Below are 17,440 nucleotides of genomic sequence, written 5' to 3' on the forward strand. Positions count from 1 at the left end.
ATGATCTCCGCGCGTGCCCGCATCCTCCTTCTGCTGCTGGTGGTGATGACGGCGGCCCTCGCCGCCGTCGCCGGCACCACCCGCTCCATCCTGCTGCGCGACCTGGAGCACCGGGTCGACCGGCTGCTGGCGCAGGAGACGCGGGAGTTCGCCAGCCTCTACGAGCGGGGCGTCGACCCGGAGACGAGCCGGCCCTTCACCGACCCGGAACGGCTGCTGACGGTCTTCCTGGAGCGGCAGTACGCCGACCCGGACGAGGAGCTGCTCGGCCTGGTGCGCCAGCACGGCGACGGGCCGAAGCAGCTCGTCCAGCCGCGGGACCTGACGATGTCCCGGCCGCTGGAGAACGACGAGGCGGGCCGCCGGGCGATCTTCGAGTCCGGCGACCGCACGGGCTTTCTCGACCGGCCCTCGGGCGAGGTGCGCTGGGCCAAGGTCGGCATCGGCGCGAAGGAGGAGCCGGACGCGGCGGCGTTCGTCGTCGCCATCCACACCGAGCGCGAACGCGAACAGGTGAGCGATGTGTTCGTCATCATGCTGATGATCTCCGCCATGGCGCTGGTGGTCGTCAGCGCCATCGGCTGGGCGGTGGCGGGCCGCATCCTCGCGCCCGTACGGCTGGTGGGAGAGACCGCCGCGCAGTTGACGGAGCAGGACCTGACCCGTCGGATCCCGGTGCGCGGGCGCGCCGACCGGGACGAGACGGCGGCGCTCGCCGCGACGTTCAACGCCATGCTGGACCGGCTGGAGCGGGCGTTCGCCGCCCAGCGGGAGTTCGTCGACGACGCCGGGCACGAGCTGCGTACGCCCATCACCATCGTGCGCGGGCACCTGGAGCTCATGGGCGAGGACCCGGCGGAGCGCGAGGAGACGCTGCGGCTGGTCACCGACGAGCTGGACCGGATGACCCGGATCGTGGAGGACCTGCTGCTGCTCGCCAAGGCCGAGCGGCCGGACTTCGTCCAGCCGGAGCCGGTGCAGTTGGCGGAGCTGACCGCGGACGTGTTCGTCAAGGCCAGGACGCTGGGCGAGCGGGACTGGGAGCTGAGCGAGGTCGCCGAGGGCGAGACGCGCCTCGACCCGCAGCGCGTCACGCAGGCCATGGTGCAGCTCGCCCAGAACGCGGTGCAGCACACCGCGCCCGGCGGGCGCATCCGGATCGGCTCGCGGACCGCGGAAGGACACGTCGAGCTGTACGTCGCCGACAGCGGCCCCGGCATCCCGCCGCAGGACGCCGACCTCATCTTCGAGCGCTTCCGCCGCGGCACCGCGCGCCGCGGCTCCCGCGGCGGCGGCGCGGGCCTGGGCCTGGCCATCGTCAAGGCCATCGCGGAAGGCCACCGCGGCCACGTCGGACTCAGCCCCACCGACGGCGGCGGGGCCACCTTCACCCTGATCCTTCAGGAGGGTCTGTGATGAACCGGATTCTCATCGCCGAGGACGAGGAACGCATCGCCTCCTTCGTGGAGAAGGGGCTGCGCGCCAACGGCTTCACCACCACCGTCGCCGCGGACGGCGACACCGCGTACGAGTACGCCCTCACCGGCGGCTTCGACCTGGTCGTCCTCGACATCGGGCTGCCGGGACGGGACGGCTTCACCGTGCTGCGCCAACTGCGCGAGGCGCGCTCGACGGTGCCGGTGATCGTGCTCACCGCGCGGGCGTCGGTCACCGACACCGTCGCGGGCCTCGAAGGCGGCGCCGACGACTACATGACCAAGCCGTTCCGGTTCGAGGAGCTGCTCGCCCGGGTGCGGCTGCGCCTGCGTACCGCCGCGCGGGCACCGGAGGTGACGGTGCTGCGCAGCAGCGACCTCTCGCTCGACCTGCGCACGCGGCGGGCACAGGCGGGCGGGCGCATGGTCGACCTGACGGCCCGGGAGTTCGTGCTCCTCGAACTCTTCCTCCGCCACCCCGGGCAGGTGCTCTCGCGCGAGCAGATCCTCTCCCACGTGTGGGGCTACGACTTCGACCCGGGCTCCAACATCGTGGACGTGTACGTGCGCGCGCTGCGCAAGAAGATGGGCGCCGAGCGGGTGGAGACCGTACGCGGCATGGGCTACCGGCTGCCCGCCCGCCGGCCTGATGAACCGGAGCCGTCGCGCTGACACCCGTTCGGGTGACGCCCGGGTAAAAGGTGAAATCTCCTTAATCTTCGGCTCATCGGAGGCTCACGGCCGCCCCGGAGGCTCTTTCCCGTGAGCCTCTCCCTGCGCCAGACCGCGACGTTGTGCGTGGCCCTCAGCATCTGCGCCCTGCTGGCCGTCCCGGGCAACGCCCCGGGGCTGACGGCCGACGGGCGCCTGACCCTCGCGGTGTTCGCCCTGGCGACCTGCGCCTGGATCGGCACGCCGATCGACGACACGTTCATCGCGCTGGGCGCGGGGCTCGCGCTCGTCGTCACCGGGGTGCTGGACAGCGAGACGCTGTTCGGCACCCTGGGCGACGAGACGGTGTGGCTGCTGATCTGCGCGTTCGTGCTCGCCGCAGCGGTGGCGGGCACGGGCCTCGCGGGCCGGGCCGCGGTCTTCCTGGTCACCGGGGCGCGCACCGTACGGCAGTTGGTGCATCTGACGACGGCGGCGCTCGTCGTCACCGCCTTCGCCGTGCCGGCCACCTCCGGCCGGGCGGCGCTCGCGCTGCCGGTCTTCCTCGCCCTGGCCAAGGCGCTGGGCGAGCGGAAGCGGCTGGTGGTGATGCTGGCGCTGCTCTTCCCCACCGTCATCCTCCTCTCCGCGGTGGCCACCCTCATCGGCGCCGGGGCGCACCTGATCACGGTGTCGGTGCTCTGGGAGGCGACCGGGGAGCAGCTCGGCTTCACCGAGTGGCTGCTGCTCGGGCTGCCGCTGGCGGTCGCCACCGCCCATCTCGCCGCCGAGGTGGTGCTGCTGACGATGACGAAGCGCGCGGACCGCAAGGGCCCGGTGCACCTGACCGCCGAGCAGATCCAGGAGCACACGGAAGAGCCGGTCACCGGGCCGCTGTCGCAGGCCGAGGCGCGCTGCGCGCTGCTGCTCGGCACGGTGGTGGTGCTCTGGTGCAGCGAGCCGCTGCACCGGGTGCCGCCCGCGGTGGTGGCGCTCATCGGCGCGGTGGTCGCGGCGTCGCCGGCGATAGGGACCGTACGGCTGAAGGACGCGCTGCGCACGGTGCCGTGGTCGCTGCTGCTGTTCATGGCGGCGACGATGGCGATGGGCATCGCGCTGTCGGAGTCGGAGGCCGCCGCGTGGCTGGTCTCCGGGCTCCCGGGCGGCTCCTCCGTGCCCGCGTGGGCGTTCCTCGCCGGGGTGGTCGCCGTGAGCACCGCCGCGCACCTCGTGCTGCAGTCCCGCTCCGCGCGCTCCAGCGTGCTCGTCCCGCTGGTCATCGCCGCGGCGCTGGCCGCCGGGGTCAACCCGGTGGCCGCCGCGCTGGCGTCCACCGCGGCGGCCGGCTTCTGCCAGACGCTGCCGGCGTCCGCCAAGCCCGTCGCGCTCTTCTCCGACATACCGGGCGTGGCGACGTACACGCCCCGGGACCTGCTGCGTACGGCCGCGGTGCTGGCCCCGCTGACGGCAGCGCTGGTGCTGCTCTTCGCCCTCGCGGTCTGGCCGCTGCTCGGCGTGCCCGTCCTCGACGAGTGAGCCGCAGGCCACCGACCCCCGTACACCCCTCCGACCCTCAGGAGACCTCATGCTCGACCGCGTCGTCGTCGCCCCCAGCGGCTTCAAGGAGTCCCTGTCCGCCGAGGCCGCCGCCGAGGCCATCGCCGAGGGGGTCGGCCGGGTGCTGCCGGACGCCGCCGTCGATCTGATCCCGCTCGTCGACGGCGGCGAGGGTACGGCGCAGGCGCTGGCCGCCGCGACCCGCGGGCGGCTCGTCCCGTACCCGGCCACCGGACCGCTCGGCGACCGGTTGGAGAGCCACTTCGCCCTCCTCGGCGACGGCACCACCGCGGTGGTCGAGATGGCGGCCGTCGCGGGCCTCGCGCTGGTGCCGCGCCCGCGGCGCGACCCGGGCGGCACCACGACGTACGGGGTCGGCGAGCTCATCCGCGCCGCGCTCGACCACGGCGTACGCCGCATCATCGTCGGCTGCGGCGACTCCGGCACCTCCGACGGCGGCGCCGGCGCCCTCACGGCCCTGGGCGCCCGGCTCCTCGACGCCGAAGGCCGCGACCTCGCCCCCGGCGGCGCCGCCCTCGCCCGCCTCGCGCGCATCGACGCCGCGGGGCTCGACCCCCGGCTCGCCGGGACGGAGCTGCTGGTGGCCTGCAACCCGTACAACGTGCTCTGCGGACCCCGCGGCGTCGCCCGGGTCTTCGGCCCGCAGAAGGGTGCCTCCCCGCAGCAGGCCGAGGAGCTGGCCGCCGCCCTCGACCGCTGGGCGGACGTCCTCACCCGCGACCTCCCGGCCCCCGGCACCGACCTGCGCCTGGGCGCCGGCACCGGCGCGTCCGGCGGCCTCGGCGCGGGCCTCGCGGCGGTCGGCGCCCGTCTCCTGCCGCGGTTCGAGGTGCTCCTCGGCCACCTCGATCTCGACGCCCGGCTGGCCGCCGCCGACCTCGTCATCACCGCGGAGGGCGCCCTCGACCACCAGACCCCGCGCGGCAAGGTGCCGGCGGAGGTGGCGCGCCGCGCCAAGCTCCACGGCCGCCCGGTCCTGGCCCTCGCCGGCACGATCGGCGAGGGCGCGGAGGAGGTCCACGGCACGGGCGTCGACGCCTACGGGACCATCATCCCGGGCCCGATGGCGCTGCCCGAAGCGCTGCTGCGCGCCCGGGAGTTCCTGGCGGACGCGGCCGAGAGGACGCTGCGCATGGTGCTGATCGGCGCGATGGCCGTGCGGCCGGCGCCCGAGCCGGTGAGGACGGCGGAGGGGCGCTCGGCCGGCGGTCGCGAGCGGGACGGAGGGGGCGGGGGTGCGCCCGCAGCGCGGGGATGAGCAGCAATGGCGGCCGGAAGTGTCGGTGCCGCGCGAGGACGTGCCCCCGGTCCCGTCCCCGACCCGCAGCCGGAAGCAAGCGCACCGGCCGGCAGCCGGACCCGGCCGGCAGCCGGACCCGGCCGGCAGCCGCCCGCGGAGTCAGGCCGCCTGCGGGGCCCCGCCCGCGGCCGGTACCGCGGAGGCGGGGACGCAGCGGCCGTCCACCGTGCGGTACAACCACCGCGCCCCGTCGCGCACCAGCGACCCCAGCGCCGCCAGGAACCGGTCCACGTGCTCGTCCGGCGTGCCCGCCCCGAAGCTCACCCGCACCGCGTTCAGCGGCCGCTCCCCGTCCCCGGCGCCTCCCCCGCACTCGGCCGACTCCCCCGCCTCGCCGAGCAGCGCCCGCACCAGCGGGTGCGCGCAGAACAGCCCGTCGCGCACCCCGATCCCGTGCTCCGCCGACAGCGCCGCCGCCAGATGCGAGCTGCTCCATCCTTCGACCACGAACGAGATCACCCCGACCCGCGCCGCGTCCGCGCCGAAGAGCGACAGCACCCGCACCCCCGGCAGCTCCGCGAGCCCGTCGAGTACCCGCGCCACCAGCGCCCGCTCCCGCGCCACCAGTTCGCCGAACCCGGCCTCCGTCAGCGCCTTGCACGCGGACGCGATGGCGTACGCGCCGATGACGTTCGGCGACCCCGCCTCGTGCCGCGCCGCACTCGTCTGCCACTCGACGTCCACTCCCCCGTCGGCCGCCCGCAGCACCCGCCGGCTGGCGCCGCCGCCCGCGAGGTACGGCGGCGCGGCCTGGAGCCAGTCCGCCCGCCCCGCGAGGACGCCGGCGCCGAAGGGCGCGTAGAGCTTGTGGCCGGAGAAGGCCACCCAGTCCACGCCCAGGTCCGCCACGTCCACCGGGTGGTGCGGCACCAACTGCGCCGCGTCCAGGACCAGCCGCGCCCCGTGCCGGTGCGCCGCCGCGGTCAGCTCCCGTACGGGCCACAGCTCGCCGGTGACGTTCGAGGCGCCCGTCACGCACACCAGCGCCGGACCGTCGCCGACCCGCGCCGCCAGCGCCGAGTCCAGCGCCGCCACGGCCTGCCCGGGGCTGGCGGGCGCGGCGAGCACGGTGACCCGGCCGGCCGCGGAGCCACCGTGCTGCCAGGGCAGCAGGGCGGCGTGGTGCTCGGTCTCGAAGACGTAGACCTCGGTCCCCGGCGGCAGCGCGGTCGCCAGCAGGTTGAGCGAGTCCGTGGTGGAGCGGGTGAAGACGACCTGGTCGTCGGGGCGGCAGCCGAGGAACCCGGCGACCGTCGCCCGGCTGGACTCGAAGAGTTCGGTGGAGAGTTGCGAGAGGTAGCCGGCGCCGCGGTGCACGCTGCCGTAGTACGGCGCGTAGGCGGCGACGTCGTCCCAGACGCGCTGCAGCGCCGGGGCGCTGGCGGCGTAGTCCAGGGCGGCGTACTCGGCGTCGCCGCCGGTGACGAGCGGGGCGCGGACGTCCCGGCCGAGGACGGGCAGACAGGCGGGGGTGAGCGTGGACGCGGACATGCGGAACTCCCGTGAGCAGGCGTCGAGATGTGCGGGGTGACGGGCCCGTACGGCCCGGAAAGGACGCGCGCGACGCTCGGCGGAGACGCTGCGGAAGGACGCGCGCGGCGGCGAGGGGCGGAAAGCCCCTAGCGCATTCGCTTGCTCACGGCGGTACTCCCTCGGCCGACCAGGACCCCTGGATTCGCGAGGGGTCCGCGCTTGCCGCAGACCTCGCTGCCTGCGGCCCGGTCATCACCCGGGGCACCCCGCCACGGACGGAGGGTTGCCGGACAGCGGGCCGGGGCCTTGATCGCTGTCGCTCGTGACCTGGTCAGGAGTATGCGCACCGGAGAGCCGCGGCGCAACCCTGTTGCCCGGACTGTCCGCAACTCTCCGGATATCGGCGGAGGTGGCCCGTACCGGCAGACCCCCGCCTGCGCCTCAGCGGTTGCTGGCCGCGACCCAGCGCTCCAGCGCCCGCAGCGCGGAGCCCGAGTCGATCGACTCCGCGGCCCGCACGATGCCCGCCGCGATCCGGTCCGGCAGCGGGCCGTCCGCGTCGGCGTCCAGGGCCGTGAGCGCCGCCGCCGCGTTCAGCAGCACCGCGTCGCGCACCGGGCCGGTCTCGCCGGCCAGCAGCCGGCGGGCGACATCGGCGTTGTACGAGGCGTCCGCGCCCCGCAGCGCCTCCACCGGCACCAGCTCGATGCCCACGTCCCGCGGGTCGAAGCGCTCCTGCCGCACCGCGCCGCCGCGCACGGTCCACACCTGGGAGGTGGCCGTCGTGGTCAGCTCGTCCAGCCCGTCGTCGCCGCGGAAGACGAGCGCCGAGGTGCCGCGCTCGGCCAGCACCCCGGCCATGATCGGCGCCATCCGGGCGTCCGCGACGCCGGTCGCCTGCGCCCCGACCCTCGCCGGGTTGGTGAGCGGGCCGAGGAAGTTGAACGGGGTGCTGACGCCCAGCTCCTTGCGGGTCTGCGCGACGTGCCGCATCGCGGGGTGGAACTTGACCGCGAAGCAGAACGTGATGCCCGCCTCCTCCGCGACCTCGGCGACCCGCTCGGGCGCCAGGTCGAGGTTGACCCCCAGCTTCTCCAGCACGTCGGAGGCGCCGGAGGCGGAGGACGCGGCCCTGTTGCCGTGCTTGACGACCTTCGCGCCGGTCCCGGCGACGACGATCGCGGACATGGTGGAGATGTTGACCGTACGGGCCCGGTCGCCGCCGGTGCCGACGACGTCCACGGTCGGTCCCGGGACGGCGATGGTGTTGGCGTGCTCGTACATCGTGCGCACGAGCCCGGAGATCTCCGCGACCGTCTCGCCCTTGGCCCGCAGGGCGACCGCGAAGCCGGCGATCTGCGCGTTGCTCGCGGTGCCCGACATGATCTGGTCCATGGCCCACGCGGTGTCCTCGGCGCTGAGGTCCTGCCCGGCGATCAGCGCGCTGATGACATCCGGCCAGGAACGCGCCGCCGTGCTGTCGCCTCCTGCTGCCGTCTGCACGCTCATGGCACACCGTCCCGGGGGTCGTCTCAGTTGTCGGGCGTCAGCCTATCGACCGCAGAGTACGCCGAAGGGCCCCCGTCCAACTGCTGGACGGGGGCCCCGGCGGTGATCGCCCGGCGGCGGACAGGCCCTAGTGGTGCCCGTGGCCGCTGGTGATCTCCTCGTACTCGTGCCGGGTCGGCTTCGCGATCTGGCCGGCCTCGCCGTAGTAGCCCTGCGACAGCCTGGCCCGCAGCTTCTCCACCGGGCCCTGCTTGCGCACCACGCCGTTGTCGTCGACCGTCGGGCCGAGCTCCAGCGGCGTGTACTGGTCGTGCGCGGTGAGCTTGTGCATCTCCTCCTGCGACAGCGACTCGTGCACCTCGATGAACTCGCCGTGCGGCAGCCGCTTGATGATGCCCGTCTCCCGGCCGTGCAGGACCTTCTCGCGGTCCCGCCGCTGCAGCCCGAGGCAGATGCGCCGGGTGATCCAGAAGGCCACCACCGGGGCGACGAAGAAGGAGACCCGCACGAACCACGTGATCGACTCGATCGAGAGGTGGAAGTGCGTCGCCCACAGGTCGTTGCCGCCGGCCATCAGCAGCACGAAGACCCAGGTCAGCCAGGCCACCCCGAAGGCGGTACGGGTCGGCACGTTCCGCGGGCGGTCCAGGGTGTGGTGCTCGCGGTGGTCGCCGGTCACCCAGGTCTCGAAGAACGGGTAGGCGACCATCGCGATCGGGACGACGCCCACGATCATCAGGGGGATGAACACCCCGAAGTTGATCGTGTATCCGCCGGGGATGACCCATTCCCAGCCGGGCATGAACCGGATCAGCCCCTCGGTCCAGCCCATATACCAGTCCGGTTGGGCTCCGGTGGAGACCAGATCTGGTCGGTACGGTCCCAGATCCCAGACCGGGTTGATGGTGAACATGCCCGCGATCACCGCGACCACGCCGAAGACGAGGAAGAAGAACCCGCCCGCCTTCGCCACGTAGATCGGCATGAACGGCGCGCCCACGACGTTGTCGTTGGTCTTCCCGGCGCCCGCGAACTGGGTGTGCTTGTGGTAGAAGACCAGGATCAGGTGGAGCACGAAGAGCCCCAGCATGATGCCCGGCACCAGGAGCACGTGGATGGCGAAGAATCTCGGGATGATGTCCGTCCCGGGGAACTCACCGCCCCACAGGAAGAACGCCAGGTAGGTACCGACCACCGGGGTCGCCAGCGTCGCGCCCTCCATGAAGCGGACGCCGGTGCCGGAGAGCAGGTCGTCGGGGAGCGAGTAGCCGGTGAAGCCGGCGATGCAGCCGAGGACCAGCAGCGTGAAGCCGAAGAGCCAGTTGACCTCGCGCGGCTTGCGGAACGCGCCGGTGAAGAAGACGCGCATCATGTGCGTCGCCATGGCGGCGATGAAGATCAGCGCGGACCAGTGGTGGATCTGCCGGATGAGCAGCCCGCCGCGGACGTCGAAGCTGATGTCCAGCGTGGAGGCGTACGCCTCCGTCATGTGCACGCCGTTCATCGGCGCGTACGAGCCGTGGTAGGTGATCTCCGCCATGCTCGGCTTGAAGAACAGCGTCAGGTACACGCCGGTCAGCAGCACGATGAGGAAGGTGTACATGGCCACTTCCCCGAGGAGGAAGGACCAGTGGTCGGGGAACACCTTGCGGATGTTCTTGCGGCCGGCGGCGTGCAGTCCGAGCCGGGCGTCCGCCCAGTCGGCGACTCTCTCACCTCTGCCGGGTGGTTTGCGGCGTGTGTCTGTCGTGGTGGTGCTCATCCGCGCTCCCAGAAGCTGGGGCCTACCGGCTCGTCGAAGTCGCCGAGCGCGTACAGGTAGCCCTCGTCATTGACCGTGATCCTAAGCTGCGGCAGGGGGTGCCCCGCCGGGCCGAAGAGCACGCGCGCGCCGTCGGACAGGTCGAACGTCGACTGGTGACACGGGCACAGCACGTGGTGCGTCTGCTGCTCGTACAGGCTGACGGGACAACCGACGTGCGTGCAGATCTTGGAGTAGGCCAGGATGCCCTCGTGTCCCCAGTCCGCCGACTTCTTGTCCTTGATGTCGCCCGGGTGGATCCGGACGAGCATCAGCGCCGCCTTGGCGATCTCGGTGTTGAAGTCGTGGTCGCCTTCCTTCAGCCCCTCGGGCTTGGCGAAGGAGAGCGAACCGACGGTGATGTCCTCGGGGCGCAGCGGCTCGTCGGTGTTCATGTTGATGAGCAGCTTGCCCTTGCCCCACAGGGTGTGGCGCAGCTTGGTGCCCGGCAGCGGGCCGAGGTCGCGCAGCAGCACGACACCGGCGAGGGGCACCAGCGTGAGCGCGCCGAGCATGGTGCGGCGGATGATCTTGCGGCTGCCGATCTGCGATTCCTCGGTGCCCTGCCGCCACTGGGCCTTGGTGATGGCCTTGGTCTCTTCGGAGGACTCGATCTGGTGCCGCTCCTGGATGACCTCCACGTCCGACATCAGCGTGCGGGACCAGTGGATGGCACCGGCGCCGATGCAGAACAGCGCGAGGCCCAGGGTGACGCCGAGGGCGAAGTTCAGCGCGCTGATGTGGCCGAGCGGGAAGATGTAGACGATCTTGTCGACGTCGATCGCGACGAACGAGACGATGAAGCCGACGGTCGCCAGCATCGACACCGTGAAGAGCAGCGAGACGGTGCGCTCGGAGCGCTTGGCGGCGCGCTCGTCGATGTCCTGCTTGCGCGGCTCGTGCGGCGGCAGGCCGGGGTTGGCGAACGGGTCGCGCTCCTCGACCGCGACGCCCCCGCTCTCCTCGCCCTCCCGGACGGTCGGCAGGTGCTCGCCGTTGTTCTCGTTCTCGGAGCCAGGCTGGCTACTCATGACTTCTTGGCCTTTGCAGAGCGGGCGGTGATCCAGATCGTCAGGATGACGAGGGAGCCGAGCCCGAAGACCCAGGCGAACAGACCCTCGCTCACGGGGCCGAGGCCGCCGAGGCTGAAGCCACCGGGCGACTCGGCCTCGTCGCCGCCGACCTCGTCGAGGTAGGCGATGATGTCCTGCTTGTCCGAGGTGGTGAGCAGCTTGTCGGGGAAGGACGGCATGTTCTGCGGCCCCGTCTGCATCGCCTCGTACATGTGCTTCGGATCGACGCCGTCGATGTTCGGCGCGTACTTGCCGTCGGTGAGGGCGCCGCCCTTGCCGGTGAAGTTGTGGCACTGCGCGCAGTTGGTGCGGAACAGGTCACCGCCGCGGGCGACGTCGCCGCCCGCCGGGTCGTACTGGCTCTCCTCGGGGACCGCAGGGCCCGGGCCCAGGGAGGCGACGTACGCGGCGAGCTGGTCGATCTCCTTCTGGGTGTACACACTCGGCTTCTTCGGCGCCTGGGCGCCCTGCTGCTGCAGGGGCATCCGGCCGGTGGAGACCTGGAAGTCCACCGCGGCCGCGCCGACGCCCACGAGGCTGGGGCCGTCGCTGGAGCCCTGCCCGCCGGTGCCGTGGCAGCTCGCGCAGCCGACCCGGAAGAGCTTCTGTCCCTCTTCGACGGCGAGGGACTGTGCGCTGGTCTCGTCGGCCTGCGCCTTACCGGTGGGCGCGAATGTGGCGTACAGCCCCCGGTGGCCGCCAGCGCGATGAGTAGGACGACGAGCGCCGCCAGCGGATGGCGCCGTCGTGCGGAGAGCTTTTTCACGGATTACCCCGGTATCAGGATCTTCAGCGTCGGTGTGCTTCTCGGTGCCGGCTCCCCGGCCGGTTACTTGATCAAGTAGATGGTGGCGAAGAGGCCGATCCAGACCACGTCGACGAAGTGCCAGTAGTAGGACACCACGATCGCGGCCGTCGCCTGCTGGTGCGTGAACCGTCTGGCCGCGTAGGTGCGTCCCAGGACCAGCAGGAAGGCGATCAGACCGCCCGTCACGTGCAGGCCGTGGAAGCCGGTGGTCAGATAGAACACCGAGCCGTACGGGCCGGAGGAGAGCGTGATGCCCTCGTGCACCAGCTCGACGTACTCGGTGACCTGCCCGGCGATGAAGACGGCACCCATGATGAAGGTCACCGTGAACCACATGCGCAGCTTCTTCACGTCACCGCGCTCGGCGGCGAAGACGCCGAGCTGGCAGGTGAGGGAGGAGAGCACCAGGATCGTGGTGTTGCCGAGCGCGAACGGAACGTTGAGGGTGTCGGCCTGGTCTTTCCAGAAGTCCGCCCCCATCACCGAACGCAGGGTGAAGTACATCGCGAAGAGGGCCGCGAAGAACATCAGCTCGGAACTCAGCCAGATGATGGTTCCGACGCTGGTGAGGTTCGGCCGGTTGACCGACGGGTGCGCGTGCCCGGTCTCTACTGCTGCTGTTGCTGTCGCCACGTCCGACATTATGTCGGTCCCTTATCCCCGCCTCACTCCGGGGGGTGCCGTTCGGAGTGTCAGGGCGCCGCAGAGGGGCCCTGGACTGCACCGCCGCATCCCGGGCGGAGTAGCATCCGCGGTGAGAGCGGTGCCCGAGAACCACCGGAGGAACCATGGAGTCGACGGCCGCAGGACCGGTCAACGTACTGGTCTACAGCGACGACGCGAACACGCGCGAGCAGGTCCGGCTCGCCGCCGGGCGCCGCCCCGCGGCGGACCTGCCGCCGGTGGAGTACGTCGAGTGCGCCACGTTCCCCGCGGTGCTGGCGGAGTTGGAGCGGGGCGGGATCGACGCCTGCGTGCTCGACGGCGAGGCGGTGCCCGCCGGCGGCATGGGGGTGTGCCGGCAGATCAAGGACGAGATCTTCCAGTGCCCGCCCGTCCTGCTGATCATCGGCCGCCCGCAGGACGCCTGGCTGGCGACCTGGAGCCGGGCGGAGGCCACCGTGGCGCACCCGGTCGACCCGGCGGCGCTCGCGGACGGTCTGGCGGAAGTGCTGCGGCTGCGGCAGGCCGTACGCGCCTGAGGGCGGCGGGCGCCGGGGGATCCGGCGCTCCCCCGCCGGGCCGTACGGCCCGGCGGGCGGCTCAGATTCCCGGCCGCAGCCGGCCCGCTTCCGCCGGGCCGCCGCCGTCGCGTACGCCGGGCGTCAGGGCGCTGCCCTCCTGCCACTTGGTCCAGGAGAGGTTCCAGTCCCCGAAGCCGTTGCCGAACGGGGCCATGTCCTCGCCGTAGCTGTTGACGACCTCCACGATGTCGCCCGGCCGTACGGTCTTGAAGAACCAGGCGGCGTCCTCGGTGCTCATCCCGGTGCAGCCGTGGCTGACGTTGGCGGAGCCCTGCGAGCCCACGGACCAGGGGGCGGCGTGCACGTACTCGCCGCTCCAGGTGACGCGGGTCGCCCAGGACACCTGGAGGTCGTAGTCCTCCCCGGTGCCGCCGACGCCGATGCTGGCGCCGGTCATCCGGACGCTCGACTGCTTCTCCAGCACCACCTTCTTACCGTTGCGGGTCTCGAAGCCCGCCTTGCCGGTGGTGACCGGGATGGTGTTGATCTCTTTTCCGTTGCGGTACACGGTCATCTCGTGCGTGGAGGCGTCGGTGACCGCCTCGATGCGGTCGCCGATCTTCAGTTCCAGGGGTTTCGCGGCGCTCGCGTAGACGCCCTCGCGCACCTTGACGCCCTCCAGCCGGCTCTCCAGCCGGACCCGGGCGCCCGCGGGCCAGTACTCCTTGGGGCGGTAGTGGAGTTCCTTGTCGCCGACCCAGTACCAGGCACCCTGGACCACCGGCGTCGAGCTGACCTTCAGCCCGCGCTCGACGACGGACCGCTCCGCCTGGGTCTTCACGGCCCGGTTCAGCTTGACCGTCAGCGGCTGGCCGACGCCGTACGTGCCCTTCTCGGGGCCCAGCTCGACCTTCATCGGTTTCTTCGTCCTGACCTTGGAGGTGCGGTACGTCAGCCGCTTGCGGCCGGGCGCACCGTCGTCGTTCTCGGTGCTCACCTCGACGCTGTACCGGGACCGGGCGGCCAGCGGCACGGTGCTGCGCCAGGTGTGGCCGTCGGCGGACAGCCGGCCGCGTACGTACCGGCCGCTCTCGTCCACGGCCGTGACGTCCGTGATGCGGGCCTGCCCCTCGGCGGTGACCTCCAGGTCCTCCGAGGGGTCGGCGAGACCGCTGTCGTCGGCCACGCCGGAGAGGGTGATCCGGCCGGCGGGCTCTCCCGGTTCGCGGGCCAGCGGATGGCCGCCGGCGCCGCATGCGGCGAGGCCCGGGGCGAGGGCGACCAACAGCAGGGAACAACTGACTGCCGTACGGCGATGGGGCGTTTGGCTCATGATCACACGCTAGGCAGATGCTCCACGCGACGCGCGGTGTGTGGGCCATACGAGGGGGCCGCGGCACCCGTTCGGCGTGCCGCGGCCCCGTCGGTGGAGCTGTGCTGTAGTGCGCTACTGGTTCTGGTCCGCCCCGCGGTAGTACTCGAAGACCCAGCCGTAGAGGCCGACCAGGATCACGGGGATGGAGAAGTACAGCAGCCACCAGTTGAGGACGATGCCGAGGAAGGCGAGCGCGCCGCCGATGGCCAGCGACAGCGGCTGCCAGCTGTGCGGGCTGAAGAAGCCCAGCTCGCCGGCGTCGTCGGCGACCTCCGCCTCCTTGTTGTCCTGCGCCCCGGTGTCGACCCGGCGGGCCGTGAAGACCAGGTAGTACCCGATCATCGCGGTGAGGCCGAAGGCCAGGAACAGCGCGGTGGTGCCGACCGGCTCCTTCGACCAGTAGCCGTAGACGATCGCCGCGACCAGGACGAAGGCGGCGAGCCAGCCGAACATGTGGCCCTGGATCTTCACTTCGCTTCCCCTTCGCTGCCGCCGCCGACGAGCGTCTTGTCACCGGCGCCGTGGCTCTGCCCGACCTGGGCCGCCGCGATCTCGGGATGGTGCAGGTCGAAGGCCGGCGATTCGGACCGGATGCGCGGCAGCGAGGTGAAGTTGTGCCGCGGCGGCGGGCAGGAGGTGGCCCACTCCAGGGAGCGGCCGTAGCCCCACGGGTCGTCGACCTCGATCTTCTTGCCGTACTTGGCGGTCTTCCACACGTTGTAGAAGAACGGCAGCATCGACATGCCGAGCAGGAACGAGCTGATCGTCGAGAAGGTGTTCAGGGCGGTGAACCCGTCGGCCGCGAGGTAGTCCGCGTACCGCCGGGGCATGCCCTCGGCGCCCAGCCAGTGCTGCACCAGGAACGTGCCGTGGAAGCCGATGAACAGCGTCCAGAAGGTGATCTTCCCGAGTGTCTCGTCGAGCATCTTGCCCGTGAACTTGGGCCACCAGAAGTGGAAGCCCGCGAACATCGCGAAGACGACGGTGCCGAAGACCACGTAGTGGAAGTGGGCCACCACGAAGTACGAGTCGGAGACGTGGAAGTCCAGCGGCGGCGAGGCCAGGATGACACCGGTCAGACCGCCGAAGGCGAACGTCACGAGGAAGCCGATGGACCAGAGCATCGGTGTTTCGAAACTCAGTGATCCCTTCCACATCGTGCCGATCCAGTTGAAGAACTTCACTCCTGTCGGCACCGCGATCAGCATCGTCATGAACGCGAAGAACGGGAGGAGTACGCCTCCTGTCACGTACATGTGGTGCGCCCACACGGTCACGGACAGACCGGCGATGGAGATCGTGGCGGCCACCAGGCCGATGTAGCCGAACATCGGCTTGCGGCTGAAGACCGGGACGACCTCGGAGATGATGCCGAAGAACGGCAGCGCGATGATGTACACCTCTGGATGGCCGAAGAACCAGAAGAGGTGCTGCCAGAGGAGCGCACCGCCGTTCGCCGGGTCGAAGATGTGCGCCCCGAACTTGCGGTCCGCCTCCAGCGCGAGCAGCGCGGCGGCCAGCACCGGGAAGGCGAGCAGCACCAGCACGCCGGTGAGCAGCACGTTCCAGGTGAAGATCGGCATGCGGAACATCGTCAGGCCGGGCGCCCGCATGCAGATGATGGTCGTGATGAAGTTCACCGAGCCGAGGATGGTGCCGAAGCCGGAGAACGCCAGACCCATGATCCACATGTCGGCGCCGACGCCCGGCGAGCGCACCGCGTCGGAGAGCGGCGTGTACGCGAACCAGCCGAAGTCGGCCGCGCCCTGCGGGGTGATGAACCCGGCGACCGCGATCAGCGACCCGAAGAGGTACAGCCAGTACGCGAACATGTTCAGCCGCGGGAACGCCACGTCGGGCGCGCCGATCTGCAGCGGCATGATCCAGTTCGCGAAGCCCGCGAAGAGCGGCGTCGCGAACATCAGCAGCATGATCGTGCCGTGCATCGTGAACGCCTGGTTGAACTGCTCGTTGCTCATCACCTGCGTGCCCGGCCGGGCCAGCTCGGCGCGCATGAACAGCGCCAGGATGCCGCCGATGATGAAGAAGAAGAACGACGTCGCCAGGTACAGCGTGCCGATCGTCTTGTGGTCGGTGGTCGTCAGCCACTTGACCACGACGTTGCCGGGCTGGCGGCGGCGCGCGGGCACCTCGTCCTCGTATGCGTCTTCGCCCGCGCCGGCGGCCGCCGCACCCTGGGGTTCGTTGAGGATGCTCATTGGTAGTTGGTCTCCGCATTCCTAGCGGCGTCGGTCTGGGGGATGCCCGCCGGGATGTACCCGGTCTGGCCCTTGTCGGCCAGCTTCTGCAGGTGCTCCTGGTACTTCTCCGGGGAGACCACCTTCACGTTGAAGAGCATCCGGGAGTGGTCCGTGCCGCAGAGCTCGGCGCACTTGCCCAGGAAGGTGCCCTCCTTGTTGGGGGTCACCTCGAAGACGTTGGTGTGGCCGGGGATGACGTCCTGCTTCATCAGGAACGGCACCACCCAGAAGGAGTGGATGACGTCCCGGGAGGTGAGCACGAACTGGACCGTCTCACCCTTGGGGAGGACCAGCGTGGGGCCCGGGTTGCCGGTCTGCTCGTTCTCGCTGGCCGGCACACCGTAGTCGTAGACGCCCTCGGCGCCCTTCGGCACGGCCTTGAAGTCCCGGTCGGGGATGGCGTCGAGCTCCTTGGGCCGCTTCGCCGGCGTGGCGGCGTCGCCGTCCAGGTTCTCCAGGTAGTTGAAGCCCCAGCTCCACTGGTAGCCGACCACGTTGATCACGTGGTCCGGCTTCTCCGAGGTCTCCAGCAGCTTGCTCTCGTCGCGCGCGGTGAAGTAGAAGAACACCGCCACGACGATCAGCGGGACGACCGTGTACAGCGCCTCGATGGGCAGGTTGTACCGGACCTGGGCCGGGACCTCGACCTTGGTCCTGGAGCGGCGGTGGAAGATGACGCTCCACAGGATCAGGCCCCAGACGAGGACCCCGACGGCCAGGGCGGCCGCCCAGGATCCCTGCCACAGGGAGAGGATCCGCGGCGCCTCCTCGGTGGCCGGCGTCGGCATGCCCAGGCGGGGGAAGTCCTTGTAGGTACAGCCGGAGAGGGTGACCAGGACCAGGCCCGCGGCCAGCGCCTGCGGCAGCCTTCGCCGCATCGTGCGCCGCGGCGAGCGGGTACCTCCCGCGGCCGCCTTGTGGCCGCGGGGGAGGTCGGAGCCGTTGTGACTCACGTAGCGCCTTCCCGAGAGTCTCGCCCACGGTCCCTTCG

At 71.4% G+C, this 17,440-nt stretch carries 14 protein-coding genes, 1 pseudogene and 1 riboswitch; of the genes and pseudogenes, 5 read left to right on the top strand and 10 right to left on the bottom strand.

Going from position 1 to position 17,440, the window contains the following annotated elements:
- The 4 genes from DMB38_RS06965 to DMB38_RS06980 all read left to right on the top strand — a co-directional run bounded on the left by DMB38_RS06965 (nt 1) and on the right by DMB38_RS06980 (nt 4,923).
- The gene (locus DMB38_RS06965; RefSeq protein ID WP_125934408.1) at nt 1-1,416 is read left to right on the top strand and encodes an ATP-binding protein; all 1,416 of its coding nucleotides are present in this window, start codon (nt 1-3) and stop codon (nt 1,414-1,416) included.
- Complete coding sequence (locus tag DMB38_RS06970) at nt 1,416-2,108, top strand: response regulator transcription factor (RefSeq protein WP_125934409.1); 693 nt, start codon at nt 1,416-1,418, stop codon at nt 2,106-2,108. The genes DMB38_RS06965 and DMB38_RS06970 overlap by 1 nt, the downstream gene beginning before the upstream one ends.
- Nucleotides 2,109-2,198: 90 nt before the next feature.
- Entirely contained in the window at nt 2,199-3,623 is a 1,425-nt protein-coding gene (locus DMB38_RS06975; RefSeq protein WP_125934410.1) for an SLC13 family permease, read from the top strand.
- A gap of 49 nt (nt 3,624-3,672) precedes the next feature.
- Nucleotides 3,673-4,923 carry a glycerate kinase gene (locus tag DMB38_RS06980; protein WP_125934411.1) on the top strand — a complete coding sequence of 417 codons (1,251 nt, stop codon included), beginning with the start codon at nt 3,673-3,675 and terminating at the stop codon, nt 4,921-4,923.
- Between the two features lie 141 nt (nt 4,924-5,064).
- On the opposite strand, the gene DMB38_RS06985 is transcribed toward DMB38_RS06980, so the two are convergent.
- From DMB38_RS06985 to DMB38_RS07010, 6 genes and pseudogenes are all read right to left on the bottom strand, one after another.
- Nucleotides 5,065-6,456 carry an aminotransferase class V-fold PLP-dependent enzyme gene (locus tag DMB38_RS06985; protein WP_125934412.1) on the bottom strand — a complete coding sequence of 464 codons (1,392 nt, stop codon included), beginning with the start codon at nt 6,454-6,456 and terminating at the stop codon, nt 5,065-5,067.
- A gap of 192 nt (nt 6,457-6,648) precedes the next feature.
- Nucleotides 6,649-6,766, bottom strand: a riboswitch (SAM riboswitch).
- Nucleotides 6,767-6,879: 113 nt separating this feature from the next.
- Nucleotides 6,880-7,947: an anthranilate phosphoribosyltransferase gene (gene trpD, locus DMB38_RS06990; protein WP_125934413.1), complete on the bottom strand. Its 1,068-nt coding sequence runs from the start codon at nt 7,945-7,947 to the stop codon at nt 6,880-6,882.
- A gap of 127 nt (nt 7,948-8,074) precedes the next feature.
- Complete coding sequence (locus DMB38_RS06995) at nt 8,075-9,709, bottom strand: ubiquinol-cytochrome c reductase cytochrome b subunit (RefSeq protein WP_125934414.1); 1,635 nt, start codon at nt 9,707-9,709, stop codon at nt 8,075-8,077.
- On the bottom strand, nt 9,706-10,779 hold the full coding sequence (locus tag DMB38_RS07000; RefSeq protein WP_125934415.1) for a Rieske 2Fe-2S domain-containing protein: 1,074 nt from the start codon (nt 10,777-10,779) through the stop codon (nt 9,706-9,708). Before DMB38_RS07000 ends, DMB38_RS06995 begins: the two co-directional genes overlap by 4 nt.
- Nucleotides 10,776-11,587 (bottom strand): annotated as a pseudogene (locus DMB38_RS07005) (c-type cytochrome). Before DMB38_RS07005 ends, DMB38_RS07000 begins: the two are co-directional and overlap by 4 nt.
- 63 nt (nt 11,588-11,650) lie before the next feature.
- On the bottom strand, nt 11,651-12,271 hold the full coding sequence (locus DMB38_RS07010) for a heme-copper oxidase subunit III (RefSeq protein ID WP_125934416.1): 621 nt from the start codon (nt 12,269-12,271) through the stop codon (nt 11,651-11,653).
- 146 nt (nt 12,272-12,417) lie between these two features.
- Here DMB38_RS07010 and DMB38_RS07015 point away from each other — a divergent pair, with 146 nt between their 5' ends.
- Entirely contained in the window at nt 12,418-12,831 is a 414-nt protein-coding gene (locus tag DMB38_RS07015; RefSeq protein ID WP_047015329.1) for a hypothetical protein, read from the top strand.
- Between the two features lie 61 nt (nt 12,832-12,892).
- Here DMB38_RS07015 and DMB38_RS07020 read toward each other — a convergent pair whose 3' ends face one another.
- The 4 genes from DMB38_RS07020 to coxB form a co-directional block, all read right to left on the bottom strand.
- Nucleotides 12,893-14,146, bottom strand: coding sequence for an Ig-like domain-containing protein (locus DMB38_RS07020; RefSeq protein ID WP_206337655.1), 1,254 nt, complete (start codon nt 14,144-14,146; stop codon nt 12,893-12,895).
- Between the two features lie 114 nt (nt 14,147-14,260).
- On the bottom strand, nt 14,261-14,659 hold the full coding sequence (locus tag DMB38_RS07025) for a cytochrome c oxidase subunit 4 (protein ID WP_047015330.1): 399 nt from the start codon (nt 14,657-14,659) through the stop codon (nt 14,261-14,263).
- Entirely contained in the window at nt 14,656-16,407 is a 1,752-nt protein-coding gene (ctaD, locus tag DMB38_RS07030; protein ID WP_125934417.1) for a cytochrome c oxidase subunit I, read from the bottom strand. Before ctaD ends, DMB38_RS07025 begins: the two co-directional genes overlap by 4 nt.
- On the bottom strand, nt 16,404-17,402 hold the full coding sequence (coxB, locus tag DMB38_RS07035; protein WP_125934418.1) for a cytochrome c oxidase subunit II: 999 nt from the start codon (nt 17,400-17,402) through the stop codon (nt 16,404-16,406). The genes ctaD and coxB overlap by 4 nt, the downstream gene beginning before the upstream one ends.
- Between the last annotated feature and the right edge of the window lie 38 nt (nt 17,403-17,440).

The sequence above is a fragment of the Streptomyces sp. WAC 06738 genome (genome assembly GCF_003945505.1).
Classification (GTDB): domain Bacteria; phylum Actinomycetota; class Actinomycetes; order Streptomycetales; family Streptomycetaceae; genus Streptomyces.